Here is a 19482-nt window from a genome sequence, read left to right on the forward strand (position 1 = left end):
CTTTGCAGCAGGGTTTTCCAACGCACCCAAGGCTTCCCGGCCGTGCGCAAAGACTTCGTTTTCCCGCTCCTCAGCAAGACCTTCCCCCCCCTCGCGTTGCGGGGTTCACGGCCGCGACTGTTCGTCCTGGCGTTTCGTCGACACCGTGCTCATGTACCGCTCCAGGAAATAGGCGATCGTCTCTGTCCGGATCCTGATGGAGCCGGAGGGCCTGTTCTCGTCGATGTCCTTGAAGCAGAAGTAGGGGGTTCCCGAGCGCTCCACGATCTCTTCCACTGCAGTGTAGACCGGGGCGTCGTGGCCGCACTTGAAGCTGGAGAGCTCCACGGCGACCAGGTTGGGATGGCGGGCGACATACTTCGCGGCCCAGAGCTTGCGCGAGCTGTTCTCCGAATAACTGTTCTTCCAGACATCGGCGATCTCCAGGGGGGAGGTGATCTCGCCAGCCCGAACCTCGTCGCCGAACAGCCGCTCCAGGATATCGGGGTCGGTAGGCAGGGCATCCTGCCAGAGGACGGGGTAGCCGTGACGTTGCAGCTCATCGACGATCTCGTGGTGCACGCCGGGATCGTTGTGATAGGGCCGAGCGAGCACCACCACGCCGATGCCGCCATCGCGTTCCAGTTGGTCCAGGACCTCGCGCTGGCGCCGGCGAAGTTCGGCGTACTGGTCCTCCATCGCCCGCAGGCCCTGATCGACCGCTCGGCGGGATTCCCCTTCGGTGATACCCAGCTCCTCGCCCCAGTCCCATACCATCTGTCGGGCGCACAGGGCCGGTTCGTCCAGATTGAGCAGCGTCTTCTTGAAGCGGATACCCCGTTCCCGGAACAGATCGCCCTCCTTCACGAAGGCGGCGTGGGTGGCCTCGGCGGTCACGACGGCGGTGGGGCAGGCACGGGATGCCTGTACCCCGTGCAGGTGGCTGGGAAAGCTCTGCATCATGGGGAAGAAAATGTGTGTGAGCGGCCGGTTGCGGCGGTGCCTGCGGACCAGCAGGTTGTGCACGTGGGCGATGCCCAACTTGCTGGGGTAGCAGGGGTCGATAGCGCCGCGCTTGGCTCCCTGCTTGTAGAGCTCGGCGTTCGTGTAGTCGGAGAAGACCACGTTGCGGAAAGGCACCCCCAGGCTGGTGAAGTAGCCGATGAAGAAGGGGGCGTGGGAGTAGAGGTTGAGCACCCGCGGGATGCCGATGCGCACCTCCCGGCGGCGCTCCATGGCCGCCCGGCGCGCCAGGTGCCGGTGCCGCAAGGGGTGCAGCAGCGACGGACACGGCAGCGGGTCGGCCACATCGTCCACCGCCACCTGGCGGAACAGCTGGCGGGCGGCGATCTCCACGAAATTGGGCGCGCGCTCCTTGGCGGCATCCATCGCCGCCTTGATGCGGCGCATGTGCTCCACGTCCTCGACCTCGCCCTTTTCGCAGCTGGCGACGATGAGCCGCTCCGGGCCGCGGCTGGTGGTTACGTCGATGAAGGTGCGCAGGCATTGGTTCTTGCAGAAGTTGCAGCGGGTGGATTCGTCCCGACGGGCGGTGTAATCGATCTCGCGGGCGCGTTCGACGCCGATGAACCCGGTGGTGCGCCCCTCCCGCCACAGCCTCCGCGCCTCCAGGGCGGCACCGATGGCGCCGGACTCGCCACAGTGTCGGTGCACGTGGATCTCGCACTCGGCGCCCTGCTTGCGAAAGCGCTCCCGGAGGAAGTCCACCTGCGCCTTGACCGCCGCCAGGTTGTGCTGGGTGCCCCCCTGCAGCACGAACTTGCGACCGAGCTGGGCCGGGTTGGGGATCTGCGCCACATAGTGCCAGATGTTCTTGGGCAGCACGGCGGCCAGGCCGGCCATGATCTCGTTGGTGCGCCAGCCACGGCGCTGGAAGTCGACGACGTCCGACTGCATGAACACCGCGCAGCCGTAGCCGAACTCCGGCATGGCGTCGGCGCTGAAGGCAATATCGGCGTACTCCTCCACGGGGAAGCCGAAGCCGCCGCCGGTGGCCTGCAGGAAGTAGCCGTTGCCGGCGGAGCACTGGGTGTTGAGCTTGAAGTCGCGGACGCGCCCGTCCTTGAGGAAGATGAGCTTGATGTCCTGTCCGCCCACGTCCACCACCACATCCGTGTCGGGGTAGTGGTGCAGGCACGCCTGGGTGTGGGCCACGGTCTCCACCAGCGCGGTGTCGGCCTTCAGCACCCCCTGCAGGGTATCCTTGGCGTAGCCGGTGGTACCGGCGCCCAGGATCTTCAGCGCCGCACCGGCGTCGGCCACCTGGCGGTGGAGGCGATCGATGATCTCCACCGTATCGGCGATGGGGTTGCCCTGGGAGAGGCGGTACGCCTTCGCCAGCACGTTGCCCTCAATGTCCATCAGCACCCCCTTGGTGGAGGTGGAGCCGCCGTCGATACCGAGAAACGCCTCCACCATCTGGCCGGTCTGGAAGGTGGCAGGCTGCCAGGGTTCGGGCCGGAATTCGTGCAGGAAGGCATTTAGCTCCTCGGCGCCGGCGATTAGACCGCCGCGTTGGGCGGCCTCGCCACGCGCCGCCCGGCGGCCGTGCTCGAGCTGCCAGCACAGCAGATCGGTGCCGTGGTAGCGGCCGATTCCCGCGTCGTCTGCCACCTCCTGCCGGCCGAACAGAGTGGCGCCAAGGGCGGCAAAGTACTCGGCATTCTCGGGAGTGATGATGTAATCGTCGGGATCGCGCTCCGGATCGGGCAGGGCGACGTTGCGCTCCTGCCACAGCGCCTTCAGGTTGTGCCGCCAGCACTCCTGCAGGCCGACCAGGAAGGTATTGGGACCGCCCAACAGCAATACCGAGGGACGCAGGGTGTGCCCGCGGGTGAGCACCGAGAGGTTCTGCTGGATGATGGATTCGTAGAGCGACGCCATCAGGTCCCCGGCCGCCACCCCCTGCTTCTGCAGGGAGTTGATGTCGGTCTCGGCGAACACGCCGCACTTCCCGGCCACCGGATGCAGGGTCCGGCCGCGGTAGGGCATCCCCGGAAGATCCTCCGGCGGGATGTCCAGCTTGGCGCGGATCTTGTCGATGACGGCGCCGGTGCCGCCGGCACACTTGTCGTTCATGGAGGGGATCTTCTTCTTGCCCCGCTGGCCGAGATCCTTGTAGATGATGATCTTGGCGTCCTGTCCGCCCAGCTCCACCACGCTCTGCGCCTCGGGGTAGAGTGCCTCCACCGCCAGGGAGACGGCGTTGACCTCCTGCACGAATTTACCGCCGATCAGGTCCACCAGCGCCCCGGCACCGGAGCCGGTGGCAAAGAGCCGGAAGGCGGTGCGCGGCGTGTCGGGGAAGGCGGCCTCGATGGCCTGCAGGAAATCGAGCACGGTCTCCGCCTGGCGGGCCTGGTGGCGCCGGTAGTCCTGCCACAGGGTGGCATCCCGCGCCGGGTCCACCACCACCGCCTTCACCGTGGTGGAACCCACGTCGAGGCCGATCATCAGCCCCTCGGGGTGCGCTCCCGTGGGCCGGAAGGGTTCGTCAGGCGGTGCGGGGCGCTCGGTGCCGGGGCGGGCGATGAAGCGTACCGGCACGGCGTCGCCCTGCGCCGGGCGCGGGCCGAAATCGCACGCCCCTCCGCCGGAACAGCTCATGCCGTCGCGCCCTCCGCCGCCTCCCGTCGTGGGATCCCCTCGCGGTCCATCAGTGCCCCCACGTGGAGCACGAAGTTCGCTGCCCGACCGATCACCCCATGGTGATGGGGTACGGGCTGGATCGGGTCATGCAGCGCCGGCCGCATCGCCACATGGGCGCGGATCGCCTCCAGCGAACGGCCGGTGCGCGCCACCGCCTCGTCGAACTCCCGTTTGCACTGCGCCTTCGCTTCCCCCAGCGACATCTGCGCGCGGGAATAGGCATTGATGTCGCCCTCGCCGGAGGTCTCCACCGGCAGGTAGTTGAGCTCCGGGTAGTGGGCCATCACCGCCGCCTGGGCGCCGTCGGACTGGGTGGAGGGCATGCAGCCGAATGGTTTGAGCGACAGCGTCATGTGCGCCAGGGAGCGGTTGAAGTAGTAAATGTTCTTGGCCACCTCCAGATAGCCCTCGCCGCCGCTGGCACGGATGTTGTAGAAGGGATGGCCCACCCGCTGCATCTCCAGCTGATCAGCCAGGGGATGCACGGTACCGCCCAGCGCCTCGCGCATGCGGTGGTACTCGCGCGCCAGCAGCCGCTCGCAGGCGGTCACCAGCAGGCGGGCGCGGGTGGTACGCAGGCGGTGGCCCAGACGCGCCAGGCGCCCTCCGTCCGCCAGTCCGGCCCGGTCACCCAGTGCCACACGGCGCTGGTGCAGCAGGTAGTCGATCCAGGTGGCCACCGGCTCCACCAGGACCTCCGCCCCCTCCCGTTCCAGGAAATCGAACATGTGGAAGTTGCCGTCGCCCTCGGTGGTCTGCGCCCAGAATTCGCCGGTGATCTTCACTACCGGTTTCGGGCGGGTGTAGTCCACCTCGACCTCGGAGGCGACGATCTCCCGGCAGCGGCGCAGCGGCGCCAGGTGGCTGTCGCCGCGCATGCGGTCGAACAGCCGCTGGATGTCCCCGGCGCGATCGATCGGCAGCAATGCACGCAGGGCGCGGGCCGTGAGACCCGGGCGAACCCGGTGGTCCCGCTCCCGCAGCGCCGCCTCGCAGACAGCCAGACAGCGCTCCCGCGCCCGTGCCACGGCCTGTGGATCGGTGGCGTAGGGGCGCACGTGGAAGAACAGGGCATTCAACAGGTCGCCGATGAAGGTGGCGTCCAGCAGCGTGGTGATGAGCTGCAGATTGACCTCGAAGCCGTCGCCGGCGGTGCGCTGTTCGCCGGCGCCGGTCTGGTCGAAGATCAGAACCCGGAAGCCGTCGAAGCCGGCGTTGCGCAGGGCGAGCCGATATTCGGCCTCGTACATGCCGAAGCGGCACGGCCCGCAGGTGCCCACGGTAACGAAGGCGTGGTCGGCGAGGATGCGCTCGGTGGGGAGCCCCTCCTCGTCGCGCAGGCGCACCAACTCGTTGATCAGATTGCCCACGGTGAAATAAGTGGGATTGCACTGGCCGTTGTTGCCGTACTCCTTGCCAGTCTGGAAGTCCGCCTTTTCCGGCACCCGCAACGGCCGGGCCCGATAGCCGAGCCCGCTCAGACCGGCGGCCATGAGCCGATCGTGGGCGGTAGTGAGGCCGTTGAACAGCAACGTCACCCGTTTGCGCTCATCACGGGTGAAGGCCTTCTCCGCCGGGCGCTTGAAGTGCGGCGTGGTGCTCGCCATATCGGAACGTCCCCGGACGAGGGGCGCCACCCTCGGCCGTTTTCTGTGTTCACCCTGCAGATACTAGAACAGATCCCTCCGCTTGGTGCGCCGGATGTGGCTGCGCCTTATCCGGCCTACGAACTCAACGAACGCACCACTTCACTGTGCATCTGCGCCGTGGTGAGCGGCGGCCATGGTTGGAACACCATCGCCGACTTCGGACGCGCCGTGCGCAGCCACTGGGGCATCGAGAACCAACTGCACTGGGCCCTGGATGCCACCTTCCGCGAAGACGACAACCGCATCCGTCGCGACCATGCACCGCCCAGCTCCAACACCCTGCGTCAGTTCACCCTGAATCTCCTCAAGCGCTATCCCGATCGCCGTAGCATCAAGCGCAAACGCCTCAGCGCCGCCATCAGTGATGACTTCCGCGCCAACCTCGTGTTTCGACAGGCGTGGTTATTCGGTTGCCCTGCGGACAATCACCTTGTGCTGCCGTTCGCGTTATTCTGGATCACCATGAGGCACTTCGATCGGATCGTCTGACCCGGATATCTCGGAAACAAGGATCAACGGCATGGTGACCATCCGATATGCACACAGTGGGGATGCGGAGGCGATCGCCGCCATCTGGAATGCCATGATCCGCGATACGCCCTTCACCTTCGACCATGACGTGTACTCCGCGGACGCGATTGCGGCCATGATCAGCGAGCGGCAGAGCGCAGGCTTCGCGTGGCTCGTCTCGGAAGAGGATGGGCGGGTGACGGGATTTGCCACTTTTGCACCCTTTCGCGAGGGTGAGGGCTATGCACGGACCATGGAGCACACCATCTTTCTGGACCCCGACGCCGCAGGGGAAGGCCTCGGCGAGCAACTGATGCGGGCACTGGAAGACGAGGGGCGCGCCCGTGACCTGCACTCCTTCATTGCCTGTGTCACCGGAGAGAATGCGGTAGGACTGAAGTTTCACCGGGATATCGGCTTCGAAACCGCGGGCGTTATCCCGCAGGCCGGCTGGAAATTCGCCCGCTGGATGGATCTCGTGATCCTGCAGAAGTTCTTGTAAAGGGCAGGATGCCACTGGCCGGATTCCACTCAGAATGACGAGGAACCTTCAAGTTTCGGGGATGATTTCTTTGAAAAGACCTGGGTCGACAAGCTTGGCGGCAGCGAAACGCTGGGCGGTATCGATGAAAGCCGGCGCGTCCGTAGCCAGTTAGCGTGAAAGTCACGGCCTGTCTCGTGTCCCTGGGGACCCGTAGGGCGGAAAAGCGCAGCGTCATCCGCCGTACGGCGTTCGCAGTGCCCAGGCGCCCGCGGCACCCCCGGGCGCCGGATGGCGGATGACGGCCTTCGGCCTCTTCCGCCCTACGCCTACGCCTCTTTCATCATCGGGGGTGCCGCGCGCCCGGCGGCATGACAGTTAGCGTGAAAGTTACGGCCTGTCTCGTGTCCCGGGCGACCCGTAGGGCGGAAGAGCGCAGCGTCATCCGCCGTACGGCGTTCGCAGGGCCCAGGCGCCCGCGGCACCCCCGGGCGCCGGATGGCGGATGACGGCCTTCGGCCTCTTCCGCCCTACGCCTACGCCTCTTTCATCATCGGGGGTGGCCACACGGGCCATGGAAGTTGGCGTGGCAGCCGTCGTGCCTGGTCGACAGGACCCGCTTTGGCCAGCACAGTTGCGTGCAACAGAGCGAGCTCTGGGTAACCGTCCATTCCCGGACGTCTACCGGAGCGGTTCCTGAAGGGTTCCCGTGAAGGGCCGGAGGGTCTGCGCCGGCGTGCCGCGACCGGAATCGCGCGGATCCCCCTCTCCAAGATGCTCAACCACCGGGGCTACAACACGCAGAGCGACAACCTCGAGGCTCTGCCGATATTTTGATTGCAGGATTGAAGACCTGGTCGAGTACGTTCCCGACGAACAGGTAGAGGAAGAGGCGAGCAAGGGACATGCTCAGGAGTGACGCCAGGGCAGCGTCTACCGGCCTTTGCGGCGCGAGAGCCTGGAGAGCGCTGCTCCCCAGGGACCATCAAGACGGGAGGGGCAGCTCTAAGTAATTGAAAAATATGGTGGCTACGCCCTGATTCGAACAGGGGACCCCATCATTATGAGTGATGTGCTCTAACCAGCTGAGCTACGTAGCCATGCGGGTTGCGAATTCTCGAGCGCCGGCGCGCCAATGTCAAGCCGCTGCGACCTGGGCTGTCGCCCGCGGCGCATCCGCGAGTGGTTGCGGGCGCTCTGGCGGACCGTGCGGAAAGCCGGGTGCCGATGGAGCAGCCGGGCAGATGCAGGAATCGCCCGGCTGGTGCCAGCTTGCCGAGCACGGCACCGGCGTGTTCGGCGAAGCGACCGGTTGATCAGCTGTTGGCATGGCCCGCTCCTCAGCAGTCTGTCGGACTTGGGCTGCTAGATGCGCAGGCGTTCCACCACGCGGCCACCCTTGAGGTGCTCTTCCAGAATCTCGTCGATGTCGCGGCGATCCTGGTACGTATACCAAACGCCCTCCGGGTACACCACCGCGACCGGCCCCTCGTTGCAGCGATCCAGACAACCGGCGGTGTTCACCCGCACCTTGCCCTTGCCATGGATACCCATCGCCTTCGCGCGGTCCTTCGCATAGGCACGCAACTCGGTCGCCCCATGGTCCTCGCAACAATTGCCGTCGTCACGGATGTTGTTGCAGAAAAAGATGTGTCGTTCGTAGTAGGCCATGTCACCTCCCCCGGTCCGCTTGCCATGATAGCGCCCGGACCGTCGCGGCGACACGCGCCCCGACCGCTGCTGCCGGCAGGGGGAAGCGCCCGAGGCGTCGGCTCTTCCTGGCGCCCCCTTGCCCATCCGCGATCCGAAGGCACCCTCTGTTGCGGTTTTCCCGCAGGCGCGGCCCCGCTGCGAGTATCCTAAGCGGGTGCAGCCGTCGCAAGCGAAGCCCATGCCCCCTAAACCCAGCGCCGGCCGGCCGGCGCCGGCCGGCGACCCACCGTTTGCCAACGCGCTCGCCGCGGCCGACCGGTGCGTGCTCTGCGGAATGTGCCTGCCGCACTGCCCGACCTATGCCGCACACCGGATCGAAGGCGACTCGCCGCGCGGCCGTATCACGCTGATGCAGGGCTTGGCCCAGGGGCGGCTGGATCCCGGAAACGAGCGCCTGCGGGCTCACCTCGAGGGCTGCCTGGGCTGCCGCTCCTGCGAGGCGATCTGTCCGGCCCGCGTACCGTTCGGGGCATTGATGGATGCCAGCCGAACGATCCTTCGTGAGCACCCGGACCGCCGTTGGCGCCGGATCCCGGACCGGCTGCTCGCGCCGCTGCGCGCTCTGGCGCTGCGCCGCCGCTTTGCGCGCCGGTTCGCCGCGCTGGCCGCCCGAACCGCGCACCGGCTGGGACTGCGCCACCTGCTGCCCGCGCGCTCCCATCTCGGGCGCGTGCTGCGCCACACCGGACCCTCGCTGCGGCGGATGCCGGCGATGCCGGTGGTCCCCGGCGCGGATGCCCCCGACGCGCTGGTGTTCACCGGCTGCATGGACGCGTTCTTCACCGGACCGGATGCCGCGGCCGCGCTCGAAGTGCTCGCCGCGTTCGGCCTGCGGGTACAGGTACCGCCGGACCAGGCCTGCTGCGGCGCGCTGGATCAGCACCTCGGCCGCCCGGCCGAAGCGGCGGCGCTGCAGCGGCGCAACGAAGCGGCGTTCGGGGCCGGCGACCGGCCGATCGTGGTGCTGGACAGCGGCTGCGAGGCGCAGCTGCGCGAATATCCGCAGGCCCGGTGGCGGCAACGCGTGACCAGCCTGACCGCACTGCTCTCGAGGCTGCCCGTGGATCGCATCCGATGGCGCGTTGACCCGGTGCGGGTCGCGCTGCACCTTCCCTGCACGCTGCGCAACGTGACGCGCGAGACCGCGGGCATCCGGCAATTGCTGGAGCAGTTGCCGGGAGTCACGCTGACGGCGGTCACGCCACCCGGGAACTGCTGCGGCGCCGCCGGCACCGCGATGCTGTCCCAGCCGGCGCTGGCCGATTCCCTGGGTCGGCCGACGCTGGCGGCGCTGGCGGCGCCCGGCGCCGACGTGATCGTGAGCCCGAATGTCGGCTGCAGCGTGCATTTGCGTGCATTGCAGGCAGCCGATGCACTGCGCATCCTGTCCCCGGCCGCGTTCCTGCGCGAGCGCCTGGCGGCACACTCGGGGCCGACTTGATGGCGCATCGCCGGGGCCCTAGTATCAGACGATGCGACACTTTTCCCTGCTCGACGAACTGATCAGCCAGGCCGATGCCTTCCTGAAGGTGACCTCGGGTCATGCGCGCGCGACCGGGCGCCCCTCGCCGGCGCAGGATCTACCCGAACCCCACCTGGAGCCGGAGGAACGCCGCCTGGTGGGCCGCCTGATGCGGGTGAACCATGCGGGCGAGATCGCGGCCCAAGGGCTCTACCAGGGCCAGATGCTCACGTCGCGCCGCGAGGCGGTACGCCGCCAGCTGGACCAGTCGGCGCGCGAGGAGGGCGACCACCTGAACTGGTGCGCCGAACGGGCGCAGCAGATGGGCACGCATACCAGCCTGCTCGGCCCGTTCTGGTATCTGGGGTCGGTGGCGCTGGGCGCGGCCGCGGGATTGGCCGGCGACCGGTACAGCCTCGGGTTCGTCGACGAGACCGAGCGGCAGGTGGAGCAGCATCTGGATCAACATCTGCAACGCCTGCCCCGTCAGGACAATGCCTCTGCGGCGATCCTGCAGCAGATGAAACAGGACGAGGTCGAGCACGGCGCGAAGGCAATGGATCTCGGCGGGCAGCCGCTGCCCTGGCCAGTACGAAAGCTGCTGATGCCAGCGATGGCCGGCGTGATGACTCGCACCACCTACTGGATCTGAATCGCAGGCGCTGCGCTGCGGCCGATCGCAGGCGCACAGCCGCTCCCGACCCTGCCCGATGCATCGAAACGCGTAACCTCAGGGTGCGCGGTTCATGTTCTTGCCGTAGAAGATCTCCATCATCTCGCGCTTCAGCAGCTTGGCGATGCGCCCGGCTTCCTTGGCGGAGTAGTCGTCCTTCCCGAGTCCGAACATATAGTTATCGAGGTCGAAATCCTTCAGCACCATCTTGGTGTGGAACAGGTACTCCTGGTACACGTTCACGTCCACCATCTGGTACTTGTCCTTGGTGTCGCGGGAAAGGAAATCCTGAATCGAGTTGATCTTGTGATCGATGAAATGCTTCTTGCCGCGGATGTCGCGGGTGAAGCCGCGCACGCGGTAGTCCATGATCACGATGTCGGACTCGAAACTGTGGATCAGGTAGTTCAGCGCCCGCAGCGGCGAGATCCGCCCACAGGTGGAGACATCGATATCCGCACGAAAGGTCGCGATCCCGCCCTCGGGGTGGGATTCCGGGTAGGTGTGCACGGTGATATGGCTCTTGTCGAGATGCGCGAGCACGGCCTCCGGCAGCGGACCCGGGCCCTCGGTATAGCCGATCTTCTCGGTAGCGACCGGCTCCTCGGAGATCAGCATGGTCACTGAAGCGCCCTGCGGGTCGTAGTCCTGGCGCGAGATATCGAGAATGTTGGCACCGATCAGTTGCGCGACGTCGGTCAGGATCTGCGTCAGCCGCGCGGCGTTGTAGGCCTCGTCGATGTAGGCGATGTACTCGTCGCGGTGCCGCTCACCCGCCGCGTAGCAGATGTCGTAGATGTTGAAGCTCAGGCTCTTGGTCAGGTTGTTGAACCCGTGGAGCTTGATGCGCTTGTTGTGGCGAGCCAGCATGGCGGTGTCCTCCAGCCCCAACCAAAAGAGCGCTGAATTCTAGACTCCCTGAACCGGGAGTCAACGATTCACTCCCCAGCGTCGCGGGCGCTGCGGTCACGCGCTGCGGGCCCTTCGATCACCTCGAAGTCGTGCTCGATCTTCGCGGAGGCCCCAAGCATGACCGATGCGGAGCAGTAGCGGGTGGACGAAAGCTCCACCGCACGGGCGACCTGCTTTTCGGCGAGGCCGTTCCCGTACACCCGGTAGTGCACCCGAATCTCAGTGAACACCTTCGGCACCTTGTCCGAGCGAACCGCGTCCACCGTGACCTCGCAGTCCAGCACCGGCTGGCGGGCCTTCTTCAGGATCGCGACCACGTCGAAGGCGGTACAGCCACCGAGCCCGAGCAGCAGCATTTCCATCGGTCGCGCACCGAGGTTGCGCCCGCCGAACTCGGGGGCACCGTCCATCACCAGCGCATGCCCGGTCCCCGTCTCGCCGACGAAGGCCATACCGTCGACCCACTTCACCCGTACCTGCATCGGCTTCGCCTCCCCATGTGCCCGCCCCTGCGACCGCCCGCGCAGCGGCGGTCTGCTAGACTGATCGCCTGCCAGCGCCTACGGTACCATGCATGAGCCGTCTGATTCCTGCACCGCCTCCACCGAATCCCGCACTGGAGCGGCTGCTCGAACACTGCCACCGGCGGCGCTACCCGAAGCACAGCACGATCATCCTGTCCGGGACGCCCCCGGATGCCCTTTACTATCTCGTCAGCGGGTCGGTGCGCGTACTGGTCGAAGACGACGGCCAGGAACTCGTGCTGGCCTACCTGAACAAGGGCGAATTCTTCGGCGAACTCGGTTTTTTCCAGCATGACCCGCGCAGCGCGACGGTCGTCGCCCGAGAGGAGACGGAAACCGCCGAGATCAGTTACACGCGTTTTCGTGAGTTGGTCATGCGCGACCCCGAGGTTCTGATCATGCTGACCGGACAGATTGCCGACCGCTTGCGCAGAACCTCCGAGAAGCTCCGCCATCTCGCGTTCGACGACGTCACCGGGCGCATCGAGCAGACGCTGCTGGACCTGGCCCGGCAGCCCGACGCGATCACCCATCCCGACGGGATGCAACTGCACATCACTCGTCAGGAGATCGCGAAGATCGTCGGCTGCTCCAGGGAAATGGCGGGGCGGGTGCTGAAGGGACTCGAGGAGCGCGGGATGATCAGCGCCCACGGCAAGACCATCGTCGTCTTCGGCACCCGCTGACCACCGGGCCGGTCAGCCCGCGTCCGGCTCCGGACCGAACAGGCGCTCTAGTGCCTCACCCGGATCCGGGGCGCGCATGAACGCCTCCCCCACCAGGAACGCCTCGACCCCGGCTGCCCGCATCCGCGCCACGTCGGAAGGCCGGTGGATCCCGCTCTCGGTGACCAGCAGCACGCCTTCCGGAACCTGCGCACAGAGATCGAGCGTCGTCTCCAGGCGGGTCTCGAAGCTGCGCAGATCGCGGTTGTTGATCCCGATCAGCCCGGCATCCAGTGCCAGCGCGCGCCCGAGTTCGTCCCGGTCGTGCACTTCCACCAGCACGTCCATTCCCAGGTCCAGCGCCAGCCGGTAAAGCGCCCGCATCTGCTCATCGTCCAGCGCGGCAACGATCAGCAGGATGCAGTCGGCGCCCAGCGCACGGGCCTCGTGGACCTGGTAGGGGTCCACCACGAAGTCCTTGCGCAGCACCGGCAGGTCGCAGGCGGCCCGCGCCTTCTGCAGGTAGCCGTCGGCCCCCTGAAAGAAATCGATGTCGGTCAGCACCGACAGGCAGGCCGCGCCGTGCCGCGCATAGCTACCCGCAATCGCGACCGGATCGAAATCCGCGCGCAGCACGCCCTTGCTCGGACTGGCCTTCTTGATCTCGGCGATGACCGCGGGCAACCCCCGGCGGATGCGAGCGGCAAGCGCCGCACGGAAGCCACGGGGAGGATCCGCGTCCCGGGCCCGGGACGCGAGCTCCGGCAACGGCAGCGTTGCGGAACGCGCCCGAATCTCCTCCTGCTTGCGCGCGAGGATCCGCTGCAGGATGTCGGGCACCCCGGCGGTCACGCCTGCCATTCGGGCAATTCCTGCGTCAGTTCCACGAGTTGCCGCAGACGGTCGGCGGCGGCACCGCTGTCGATCGCCTGCGCCGCGCGGGCCACCCCCTGCAGATGGCTCTCCGCATAACCGCCGACGTACAGCGCCGCGCCGGCATTCATCAGCACGATATCGCGCGCCGCTCCCGGATCACCGGCAAGAACCGAGCGGATCATCGCGGCCGAGGCTTCGACGCCGTCGACCCGGATACTGTCCAGTGGCGCTGACTGCAGCCCCAGATCGCCGGGGGCCAGCGTGTACTCGCGTATCGTCGCATCGCGCAGTTCCGCCACCCGGGTCGGCGCAGCGATGCTGATCTCATCCAGACCATCCTCGGCGTGCACGACCAGCACATGCCGGCTGCCGAGCATCTGCAGGGCCTCGGCCAGCGGCCGCAGCCATTGCTCACTGAACACGCCCAGTACCTGGTTCGGAGCACCTGCGGGGTTGGTCAGCGGCCCGAGCACGTTGAACATGGTGCGCACGCCGAGTTCGCGCCGCGGACCGATCGCATGGCGCATCGCGCCATGGTGTGCCGGAGCGAACAGGAACCCGACCCCGATGCGCTCGATACAGGTCGCGACGCCATCGGGCGCGATGCCCAGCCGCACCCCGAGCGCTTCGAGCACGTCGGCGCTGCCGGAGCGCGACGACACCGAACGGTTCCCGTGCTTGGCCACTCGCGCGCCGGCCGCCGCGGCCACCAGCGCCGACGCGGTGGACACATTGAACGTACCCGAGGCATCGCCCCCGGTCCCGCAGGTGTCGACCAGACCATCGGTGGGCACCGGCACCCGGGTCGCGAGTTCGCGCATGACCCGGGCCGCGGCCACGATCTCGTCCGGCGTTTCGCCCTTCATGCGCAATGCGACGAGCAGGGCGCCGATCTGCGCCGGCGTTGCCTGCCCGGTCATCACCGTGCGCATCACCGAAGTCATGGCCCCGGCATCCAGATTCTTCCGCTCGATCAAAGCGGCGATCGCTTCCTGTATCGTCACCCGCCCACCCCTGTTGCTGACTGGAATCGAAAATGCGGCCGACAGTCTACCGCCCGCAGCCCGCGCAGACGACCCGCCCGCCCCGGCCCGGACTCACGCCACGGCCGCGAGCCGCTTCAGGAAGTTGCCCAGAAGCTCGTGCCCCTGCCGGGTGAGAATCGATTCCGGGTGGAACTGCACGCCCTCGACTGCCAGACTGCGGTGGCGCACGCCCATGATCTCGTCCAGCCGACCGGTCTCGTCCTGCGTCCAGGCGGTGACCTCGAGGCAATCCGGAAGGCTCGCCTGTTCGATCACCAGCGAATGGTAGCGAGTCGCCTCGAGCGGATTCTCCAGCCCCTCGAACACCCCCTGCCCAGAATGAAACACGGGCGATGTCTTGCCATGCATGATGGCTTTCGCGTGGACCACGCGCCCCCCGAAAGCCTGCCCGATCGCCTGATGTCCCAGGCACACGCCCAGGATCGGGATCTCGCCGGCGAAGGTTCGGATCACCTCGAGCGACACCCCGGCCTCGTTGGGCGTACAAGGCCCCGGGGAAATCACGATCCCTTGCGGCGCCAGCCGGCGCACGCCCTCCAGGTCGATCCGGTCGTTGCGGTGCACCGCGACCTCCGCCCCGAGCTCGCCGAGGTACTGCACGAGGTTGAAGGTGAAGGAATCGTAGTTGTCGATCATCAGGATCATCGAGCGCATTTCCTGTTTGCCGACGCTTCCTGCCCGGAGGCCATGCCGGCCGAAGGACACGAAGCGCCGCGTGAACCACAGCGACGGCCTGCGGGCAGGCCGCGACCGCGTAGCATAAACCGTCTGCCCGCGCCACGCCCGTTTCCTGCACGGCGTGCCCGCGCAGCCGCCGGCCGCGCCCAGGACACCGGCTCGTCCCAACCGTAGCCGTCGTTCGCAGCGGGACCGGCCACACCCAGCCGCCATCAGCGATGGCCGCACGGTGTAGCCAGCGGCTCGCAAGCGTTCGCTCGCCGATGCGCGCCTCATTCTTGACTAAAATTGTCAAGATTTGCTTTAATGCGTCTACAGTACCGATGCAAGGAGTCCGCCATGAAACTTTCCACCAAAGGCCGCTTCGCGATTACCGCCATGATGGACATCGCCATCCACGAACGCGGCGGTCCCGTCACGCTGATCGGGATCTCCGAGCGTCAGGGGATTTCGATGTCGTACCTCGAACAGATGTTCGCAAGACTGCGCAAGGGCGGATTGGTCGAGGGCATTCGCGGACCGGGCGGCGGCTACCGGCTGGCGCGCCGGCCCGAGCAGGTCAGCGTGGCCGACATCATCGACGCGCTCGGCGACACGATGAACCTGAACCGGCTGAAGCAGCCGCCTGGCGACTCGGAAACCGAACTGCCGCTGACCGAACGGCTGTGGCAGGAATTCGACCAGAAGCTGCACGATTTCCTGGACGGAATCACGCTGGATCAGTTCGCGAACCACCCCGAGGTACAGAAGGTGATGGGCAAGCCCGACCTGCGCCAGCATCGCGCACGGCACCATTTCATCTTCGACAACGCCGCCTGATTCGGCGGCACCGGTCTTCCGGCAACGGGGGATATACCCATGCCCGCGCGGCGGGCATGGGTCCGTTCACCGGCGTTCAATCGCGGCGGATCCGCTCCAGAAACAGCGCGGCGAGCAGCGTGCCGTCGCTCGCCTCCAGCGCATGCCCTGCCGGACTCCACAGCACCTCGGCGCGCCCGCGCAGGTTGGCCACCCGGTTCAGATCCTGCATCATCGGGTCGACCACGGTGTCGAGCAGCCGGATGATGCTCACATAGCGGATGTTCGGGTGGTTCTGGTGTGCCAGCCAGCGCAGGATGTTGCCCGGCTGGTTGACGCTGATACCGGCATAGAGTTCGAGCAAGCGCTGCATGCCGCCGGCCCCCAGCAGCGGCGTATAGGTGCCCAGCGGCGACTGCCAGAAAAAGTCGCCGAACTCGATCATGCTGCCGTCGACATGCGGACTGGCAATGGTGATCAGCGTCTCGACCTCAGGCCGTTTCCGCGTGACCAGCGCATACCGGGCGACGACCCCGGCGATCGAATGCGCTACCAGGATCACCGGTTCGCCGGGATGGCGCCGGGTGGCCGCGTCCAGGTAGAGGTTCAGCCATTCGGCCTGCATCGAGACCGGTCGCTCGGTGGGCATCAGCAGCGTATAGAAGACCCGGCTGGAGGCCTCCGGCGAACGGTCGAACTCGACCCCACGCAGCGACGGCAGCATCTGCCCACCGTCGACCCACCCCGAACTGGTCAGCGGGATGGTGACACCGGCCTCACGAAAAGCCTGGAACTGCTGCCCCTCGTGCCCGGGAATCAGCAGCATCACCTGAGCTGCCAGCGGTAGCGGCAGCAGGCACAGCAGCACGCCCAGCCAGAAACCGGGCAGCATCAGACCCACCCCGCTGCGCATGCGGCTCAGTCGCGCCGCGGCCCCAGCCCGCCGATCGCCATCTCCGCCGCCCGCACCACGGCCCTGCCCTTGTTCAGCGTTTCCTGCCACTCGTTCTCCGGCACCGAGTCATGGACGACCCCGGCCCCCGCCTGGATGTGCAGCACGCCATCGTGCAGCACCGCGGTACGGATCGCGATCGCGGTATCCATGTTACCGGACCAGGACAGGTAGCCGACAGCACCCGCGTATATCCCCCGCTTCACGGGTTCCAGTTCGTCGATGATTTCCAGCGCGCGGATCTTGGGCGCGCCACTGACCGTACCCGCCGGGAATGCAGCGCGCAGCACGTCCATCGCACTGAGCCCCGGCTGCAGTTCGCCCTCGACGTTCGAGACGATGTGCATCACATGCGAGTAGCGCTCCACTACCATGGTGTCGGTCACGCGCACCGTGCCGGTGCGGCTGACTCGACCGACGTCGTTGCGCCCCAGATCGATCAGCATCAGGTGTTCGGCCCGCTCCTTGGGGTCCGCAAGCAGATCGGCCTCGAGCGCCTGGTCCTCCTGCTCGCTGCGGCCCCGTGGCCGCGTGCCGGCGATCGGCCGAACGGTGACCCGATCGTCCTCGAGGCGCACCAGGATCTCGGGCGACGCGCCGACCACGTGGTGGTCGCCGAGGTCCATGTAGAACATGTACGGAGACGGATTCAGGCCGCGCAGCGCGCGGTACAGATCGAGCGGCGGCGCACTGAACGGCACACTCATCCGCTGGGCGAGCACGACCTGCATCACGTCGCCATCGACGATGTAGCGTTGCGCCCGCGCCACCGCAGCCTTGAACTCGTCGGCAGGCCAGCCGGCCAGATACTCCGGCATCGCATGCGGACGCATGTGCGGCTCGGCCCGCGCCAGCGGCTCCAGCAGCCGCGTCTCGAGACGGTCCAGGCGCGCTGAAGCCTCGGCTTGGCCGTCGGGACGGGTGGCATCCGCGTGCACCACCAGATACAGACGCCCGGCCAGGTTATCGAACACCACGACCTCGTCGGATACCATCAATAGGATATCCGGCAGACCCAGCGCATCCGGCTTGTCCTTGCCGGCCAGCCGGGGCTCGATCAGCTGGACCGTCTCGAAACCGAAATAGCCGACCAGTCCTCCCGTGAATCGCGGCATGCCTCCAAGGTCGGGGACACGGTAGCGGGCCTGGAAGGACTCGATCCAGGCCAGCGGATCATCGTGCTCGAGGCTTTCGACCACGGTGCCGGCGCGCTCGACCTCGATCGCGTGACCGCGGATCCGGACCAGCGTGCGGGCGGGCAGGCCGATGAACGAGTAGCGCCCCCATTTCTCGCCGCCCTGCACGGACTCGAACAGATAGCTATACGGCTGGTTCGCCAGCCTCAGGAACACCGACAGCGGGGTGTCGAGATCGGCGAGCACCTCGCGCACCAGCGGAATGCGGTTGTGCCCTTCGTCGGCGAGACGATCGAACTGGTCCGGGGTCATGCGCAGCGCCCCGCACGCGGATGCCGTCCGCGCCACCGCATCACGCAGCTCGGGCCCGCAACAGCTCGGGCAGCTGGTCGAGGCGATCCAGCACCGCGTCCGGGTGCTCGTCGCGGATATCCGCGCCGTGGTTGTAGCCGTAGCTCATGCAGACGATCCGGAATCCGGCCGCGCGCGCCGCCTTCACGTCGCTGCGGGAATCGCCAACCATCAGCGATTCGGCCGGTGTCACGCCAAACGCCGACGCCGCATGCAGCAGCGGCGCCGGGTCCGGCTTCTTCTGGGGCAGGGTGTCGCCGGACACCACCAACTCGAACATCTCCCGGATGCCCTTGTCGCGCAGCAGCGGCAACGTGAACCGCTCGGCCTTGTTGGTCACGCAGCCCAGCCGGAAGCCGTCGGCGCGCAGCTGGTCGAGGCCCTCGCGCACGCCGGGGTATAGCCGGCTGCGCCCCGACGTGTGTTCCTGGTAGAGCCGCAGGAACACGGGCAGCGCACGCGTGTAGAGCTCCGGGTCGGGCTCGCCATCGAGGCTGTTGGCGAGCGCGCGCTGCACCAGCCGCTCGACCCCGTTGCCCACCCAGTTGCGCACGGTCGCTTCGCCGCGTTCGGGCAAACCGAGTTCGGACATCATCGCGTCCACACAGAAGGCAAGGTCCGGGACGCTGTCGATCAGCGTCCCGTCGAGATCGATCAGAATCATCTCCGGACGCGGCAGGAACACGGCGGACAACCGGATCAGACCTTGGCGAGTTCGTCGCGCATCGCCTGAACGATGCTGTCGTAGCGGTTGGGATCCGCGTCGCTGGCTGCACCGAAGATTGCTGAACCGGCGACGAAGGTGTCGGCACCTGCGGCCTTGATCTCGCGGATGTTGTCGGCCTTCACCCCCCCGTCGATCTCGAGCCGGATTTCGCGACCCGACGCGTCGATGCGCTGGCGGGCTTCGCGCAGCTTGTCGAGCGTCGCGGGAATGAACTTCTGGCCGCCGAAGCCGGGGTTGACCGACATCAGCAGAATCATGTCGACCTTGTCCATCACGTAGTCGAGGTGTGACAGCGGCGTCGCCGGGTTGAACACCAGCCCCGCCTTGCAGCCCTCGGCCTGGATCAGCTGCAGCGTACGGTCGATGTGCTCGGAGGCCTCGGGGTGGAAGGTGATATAGCTCGCGCCGGCCTTCGCGAAGTCCGGGATGATGCGGTCGACCGGCTTGACCATCAGGTGCACGTCGATCGGGGCAGTCACGCCATGCTTGCGCAGCGCCTCGCAGACCAGCGGGCCGATCGTCAGATTCGGCACGTAATGGTTGTCCATCACGTCGAAGTGCACGATGTCCGCGCCGGCGCGCAGCACGTTGTCGACTTCCTCGCCCAGACGAGCGAAATCGGCGGAAAGGATGGACGGGGCGATCAGGTCGGGTAGGGCCATGGCAGAACCTCGCGGTCGA

19 protein-coding genes, 1 tRNA gene and 2 pseudogenes are annotated in these 19482 nt (G+C 67.0%); 9 read left to right on the plus strand and 13 right to left on the minus strand.

Translation table 11 applies throughout. From position 1 onward, the window contains the following. Window positions 1–105 precede the first annotated feature (105 nt). Both THITH_RS15325 and THITH_RS15330 read right to left on the minus strand, forming a co-directional pair. Window positions 106–3606, minus strand: a complete 3501-nt coding sequence (locus THITH_RS15325; protein ID WP_006746929.1) for a BadF/BadG/BcrA/BcrD ATPase family protein — start codon at window positions 3604–3606, stop codon at window positions 106–108. Beyond that, window positions 3603–5255 carry a hypothetical protein gene (locus THITH_RS15330; protein ID WP_006746928.1) on the minus strand — a complete coding sequence of 551 codons (1653 nt, stop codon included), beginning with the start codon at window positions 5253–5255 and terminating at the stop codon, window positions 3603–3605. Before THITH_RS15330 ends, THITH_RS15325 begins: the two co-directional genes overlap by 4 nt. A gap of 45 nt (window positions 5256–5300) precedes the next feature. Between THITH_RS15330 and THITH_RS19775 the strand changes: the two genes are divergently transcribed. The 5 genes and pseudogenes from THITH_RS19775 to THITH_RS18295 all read left to right on the plus strand — a co-directional run bounded on the left by THITH_RS19775 (window position 5301) and on the right by THITH_RS18295 (window position 7207). Further along, entirely contained in the window at window positions 5301–5786 is a 486-nt protein-coding gene (locus tag THITH_RS19775) for a DDE transposase family protein (RefSeq protein WP_025367626.1), read from the plus strand. A 31-nt stretch (window positions 5787–5817) separates the two neighbouring features. After that, a complete protein-coding gene (locus THITH_RS15340; protein WP_006746927.1) occupies window positions 5818–6309 on the plus strand; it encodes a GNAT family N-acetyltransferase in 492 nt (163 codons plus the stop codon). A 155-nt stretch (window positions 6310–6464) separates the two neighbouring features. Next, a pseudogene (locus THITH_RS19455) lies at window positions 6465–6663 on the plus strand (hypothetical protein). Next, window positions 6660–6951: pseudogene (locus THITH_RS19460) on the plus strand (hypothetical protein). Before THITH_RS19455 ends, THITH_RS19460 begins: the two co-directional pseudogenes overlap by 4 nt. 73 nt (window positions 6952–7024) lie before the next feature. After that, window positions 7025–7207, plus strand: coding sequence for a helix-turn-helix domain-containing protein (locus THITH_RS18295; RefSeq protein ID WP_232222211.1), 183 nt, complete (start codon window positions 7025–7027; stop codon window positions 7205–7207). 104 nt (window positions 7208–7311) lie between these two features. On the opposite strand, the gene THITH_RS15345 is transcribed toward THITH_RS18295, so the two are convergent. Further along, window positions 7312–7388 (minus strand) — tRNA-Met (locus THITH_RS15345). A gap of 265 nt (window positions 7389–7653) precedes the next feature. After that, window positions 7654–7959, minus strand: a complete 306-nt coding sequence (locus THITH_RS15350; RefSeq protein WP_006746926.1) for a (2Fe-2S) ferredoxin domain-containing protein — start codon at window positions 7957–7959, stop codon at window positions 7654–7656. Between the two features lie 220 nt (window positions 7960–8179). Here THITH_RS15350 and THITH_RS15355 point away from each other — a divergent pair, with 220 nt between their 5' ends. Next, the gene (locus THITH_RS15355; protein WP_006746925.1) at window positions 8180–9442 is read left to right on the plus strand and encodes a (Fe-S)-binding protein; all 1263 of its coding nucleotides are present in this window, start codon (window positions 8180–8182) and stop codon (window positions 9440–9442) included. A 31-nt stretch (window positions 9443–9473) separates the two neighbouring features. Further along, window positions 9474–10115, plus strand: coding sequence for a 2-polyprenyl-3-methyl-6-methoxy-1,4-benzoquinone monooxygenase (gene coq7 / locus THITH_RS15360; protein WP_006746924.1), 642 nt, complete (start codon window positions 9474–9476; stop codon window positions 10113–10115). Between the two features lie 78 nt (window positions 10116–10193). Here the strand turns inward: coq7 and speD are convergent, their stop codons facing one another. Both speD and THITH_RS15370 read right to left on the minus strand, forming a co-directional pair. Beyond that, window positions 10194–11003, minus strand: coding sequence for an adenosylmethionine decarboxylase (gene speD, locus THITH_RS15365; RefSeq protein WP_025367629.1), 810 nt, complete (start codon window positions 11001–11003; stop codon window positions 10194–10196). 71 nt (window positions 11004–11074) lie between these two features. After that, window positions 11075–11530, minus strand: coding sequence for an OsmC family protein (locus THITH_RS15370; protein ID WP_006746922.1), 456 nt, complete (start codon window positions 11528–11530; stop codon window positions 11075–11077). A 92-nt stretch (window positions 11531–11622) separates the two neighbouring features. Between THITH_RS15370 and crp the strand changes: the two genes are divergently transcribed. Next, window positions 11623–12258 carry a cAMP-activated global transcriptional regulator CRP gene (gene crp / locus THITH_RS15375; RefSeq protein WP_006746921.1) on the plus strand — a complete coding sequence of 212 codons (636 nt, stop codon included), beginning with the start codon at window positions 11623–11625 and terminating at the stop codon, window positions 12256–12258. A 12-nt stretch (window positions 12259–12270) separates the two neighbouring features. Here crp and trpC read toward each other — a convergent pair whose 3' ends face one another. The 3 genes from trpC to THITH_RS15390 form a co-directional block, all read right to left on the minus strand. Beyond that, window positions 12271–13098 (minus strand): indole-3-glycerol phosphate synthase TrpC, encoded by an 828-nt coding sequence (gene trpC, locus THITH_RS15380; protein ID WP_006746920.1) that lies wholly within the window; start codon window positions 13096–13098, stop codon window positions 12271–12273. Then, a complete protein-coding gene (trpD, locus tag THITH_RS15385; RefSeq protein ID WP_006746919.1) occupies window positions 13086–14117 on the minus strand; it encodes an anthranilate phosphoribosyltransferase in 1032 nt (343 codons plus the stop codon). Before trpD ends, trpC begins: the two co-directional genes overlap by 13 nt. A 93-nt stretch (window positions 14118–14210) precedes the next feature. Next, the gene (locus THITH_RS15390) at window positions 14211–14804 is read right to left on the minus strand and encodes an anthranilate synthase component II (RefSeq protein ID WP_006746918.1); all 594 of its coding nucleotides are present in this window, start codon (window positions 14802–14804) and stop codon (window positions 14211–14213) included. A gap of 372 nt (window positions 14805–15176) precedes the next feature. On the opposite strand from THITH_RS15390, the gene THITH_RS15395 reads away from it, so the two are divergent. Continuing rightward, window positions 15177–15656: an Rrf2 family transcriptional regulator gene (locus THITH_RS15395; RefSeq protein WP_006746917.1), complete on the plus strand. Its 480-nt coding sequence runs from the start codon at window positions 15177–15179 to the stop codon at window positions 15654–15656. Window positions 15657–15732: 76 nt separating this feature from the next. Here THITH_RS15395 and THITH_RS15400 read toward each other — a convergent pair whose 3' ends face one another. The 4 genes from THITH_RS15400 to rpe are packed head-to-tail and all read right to left on the minus strand — an operon-like array spanning window position 15733 to window position 19463. Further along, complete coding sequence (locus THITH_RS15400) at window positions 15733–16548, minus strand: esterase/lipase family protein (RefSeq protein WP_006746916.1); 816 nt, start codon at window positions 16546–16548, stop codon at window positions 15733–15735. 5 nt (window positions 16549–16553) lie between these two features. Beyond that, window positions 16554–18035: an anthranilate synthase component I gene (gene trpE / locus THITH_RS15405; protein ID WP_006746915.1), complete on the minus strand. Its 1482-nt coding sequence runs from the start codon at window positions 18033–18035 to the stop codon at window positions 16554–16556. A 40-nt stretch (window positions 18036–18075) separates the two neighbouring features. Next, a complete protein-coding gene (locus tag THITH_RS15410) occupies window positions 18076–18759 on the minus strand; it encodes a phosphoglycolate phosphatase (RefSeq protein ID WP_025367630.1) in 684 nt (227 codons plus the stop codon). A gap of 14 nt (window positions 18760–18773) precedes the next feature. After that, window positions 18774–19463 (minus strand): ribulose-phosphate 3-epimerase, encoded by a 690-nt coding sequence (rpe, locus tag THITH_RS15415; RefSeq protein ID WP_006746913.1) that lies wholly within the window; start codon window positions 19461–19463, stop codon window positions 18774–18776. Between the last annotated feature and the right edge of the window lie 19 nt (window positions 19464–19482).

Origin of the sequence: Thioalkalivibrio paradoxus ARh 1, assembly GCF_000227685.2 — a bacterium.
GTDB lineage: Bacteria > Pseudomonadota > Gammaproteobacteria > Ectothiorhodospirales > Ectothiorhodospiraceae > Thioalkalivibrio > Thioalkalivibrio paradoxus.

Bases quoted from the DNA above. Each gene is read 5' to 3' on its own strand.
- THITH_RS15325 (WP_006746929.1), bottom strand. From the start codon at position 3,606: ATGAGCTGTTCCGGCGGAGGGGCGTGCGATTTCGGCCCGCGCCCGGCG.
- THITH_RS15330 (WP_006746928.1), bottom strand. From the start codon at position 5,255: ATGGCGAGCACCACGCCGCACTTCAAGCGCCCGGCGGAGAAGGCCTTC.
- THITH_RS15340 (WP_006746927.1), top strand. From the start codon at position 5,818: ATGGTGACCATCCGATATGCACACAGTGGGGATGCGGAGGCGATCGCC.
- THITH_RS15350 (WP_006746926.1), bottom strand. From the start codon at position 7,959: ATGGCCTACTACGAACGACACATCTTTTTCTGCAACAACATCCGTGAC.
- THITH_RS15355 (WP_006746925.1), top strand. From the start codon at position 8,180: ATGCCCCCTAAACCCAGCGCCGGCCGGCCGGCGCCGGCCGGCGACCCA.
- coq7 (WP_006746924.1), top strand. From the start codon at position 9,474: ATGCGACACTTTTCCCTGCTCGACGAACTGATCAGCCAGGCCGATGCC.
- THITH_RS15370 (WP_006746922.1), bottom strand. From the start codon at position 11,530: ATGCAGGTACGGGTGAAGTGGGTCGACGGTATGGCCTTCGTCGGCGAG.
- crp (WP_006746921.1), top strand. From the start codon at position 11,623: ATGAGCCGTCTGATTCCTGCACCGCCTCCACCGAATCCCGCACTGGAG.
- trpC (WP_006746920.1), bottom strand. From the start codon at position 13,098: ATGGCAGGCGTGACCGCCGGGGTGCCCGACATCCTGCAGCGGATCCTC.
- THITH_RS15390 (WP_006746918.1), bottom strand. From the start codon at position 14,804: ATGATCCTGATGATCGACAACTACGATTCCTTCACCTTCAACCTCGTG.
- THITH_RS15395 (WP_006746917.1), top strand. From the start codon at position 15,177: ATGAAACTTTCCACCAAAGGCCGCTTCGCGATTACCGCCATGATGGAC.
- THITH_RS15400 (WP_006746916.1), bottom strand. From the start codon at position 16,548: ATGCGCAGCGGGGTGGGTCTGATGCTGCCCGGTTTCTGGCTGGGCGTG.
- trpE (WP_006746915.1), bottom strand. From the start codon at position 18,035: ATGACCCCGGACCAGTTCGATCGTCTCGCCGACGAAGGGCACAACCGC.
- rpe (WP_006746913.1), bottom strand. From the start codon at position 19,463: ATGGCCCTACCCGACCTGATCGCCCCGTCCATCCTTTCCGCCGATTTC.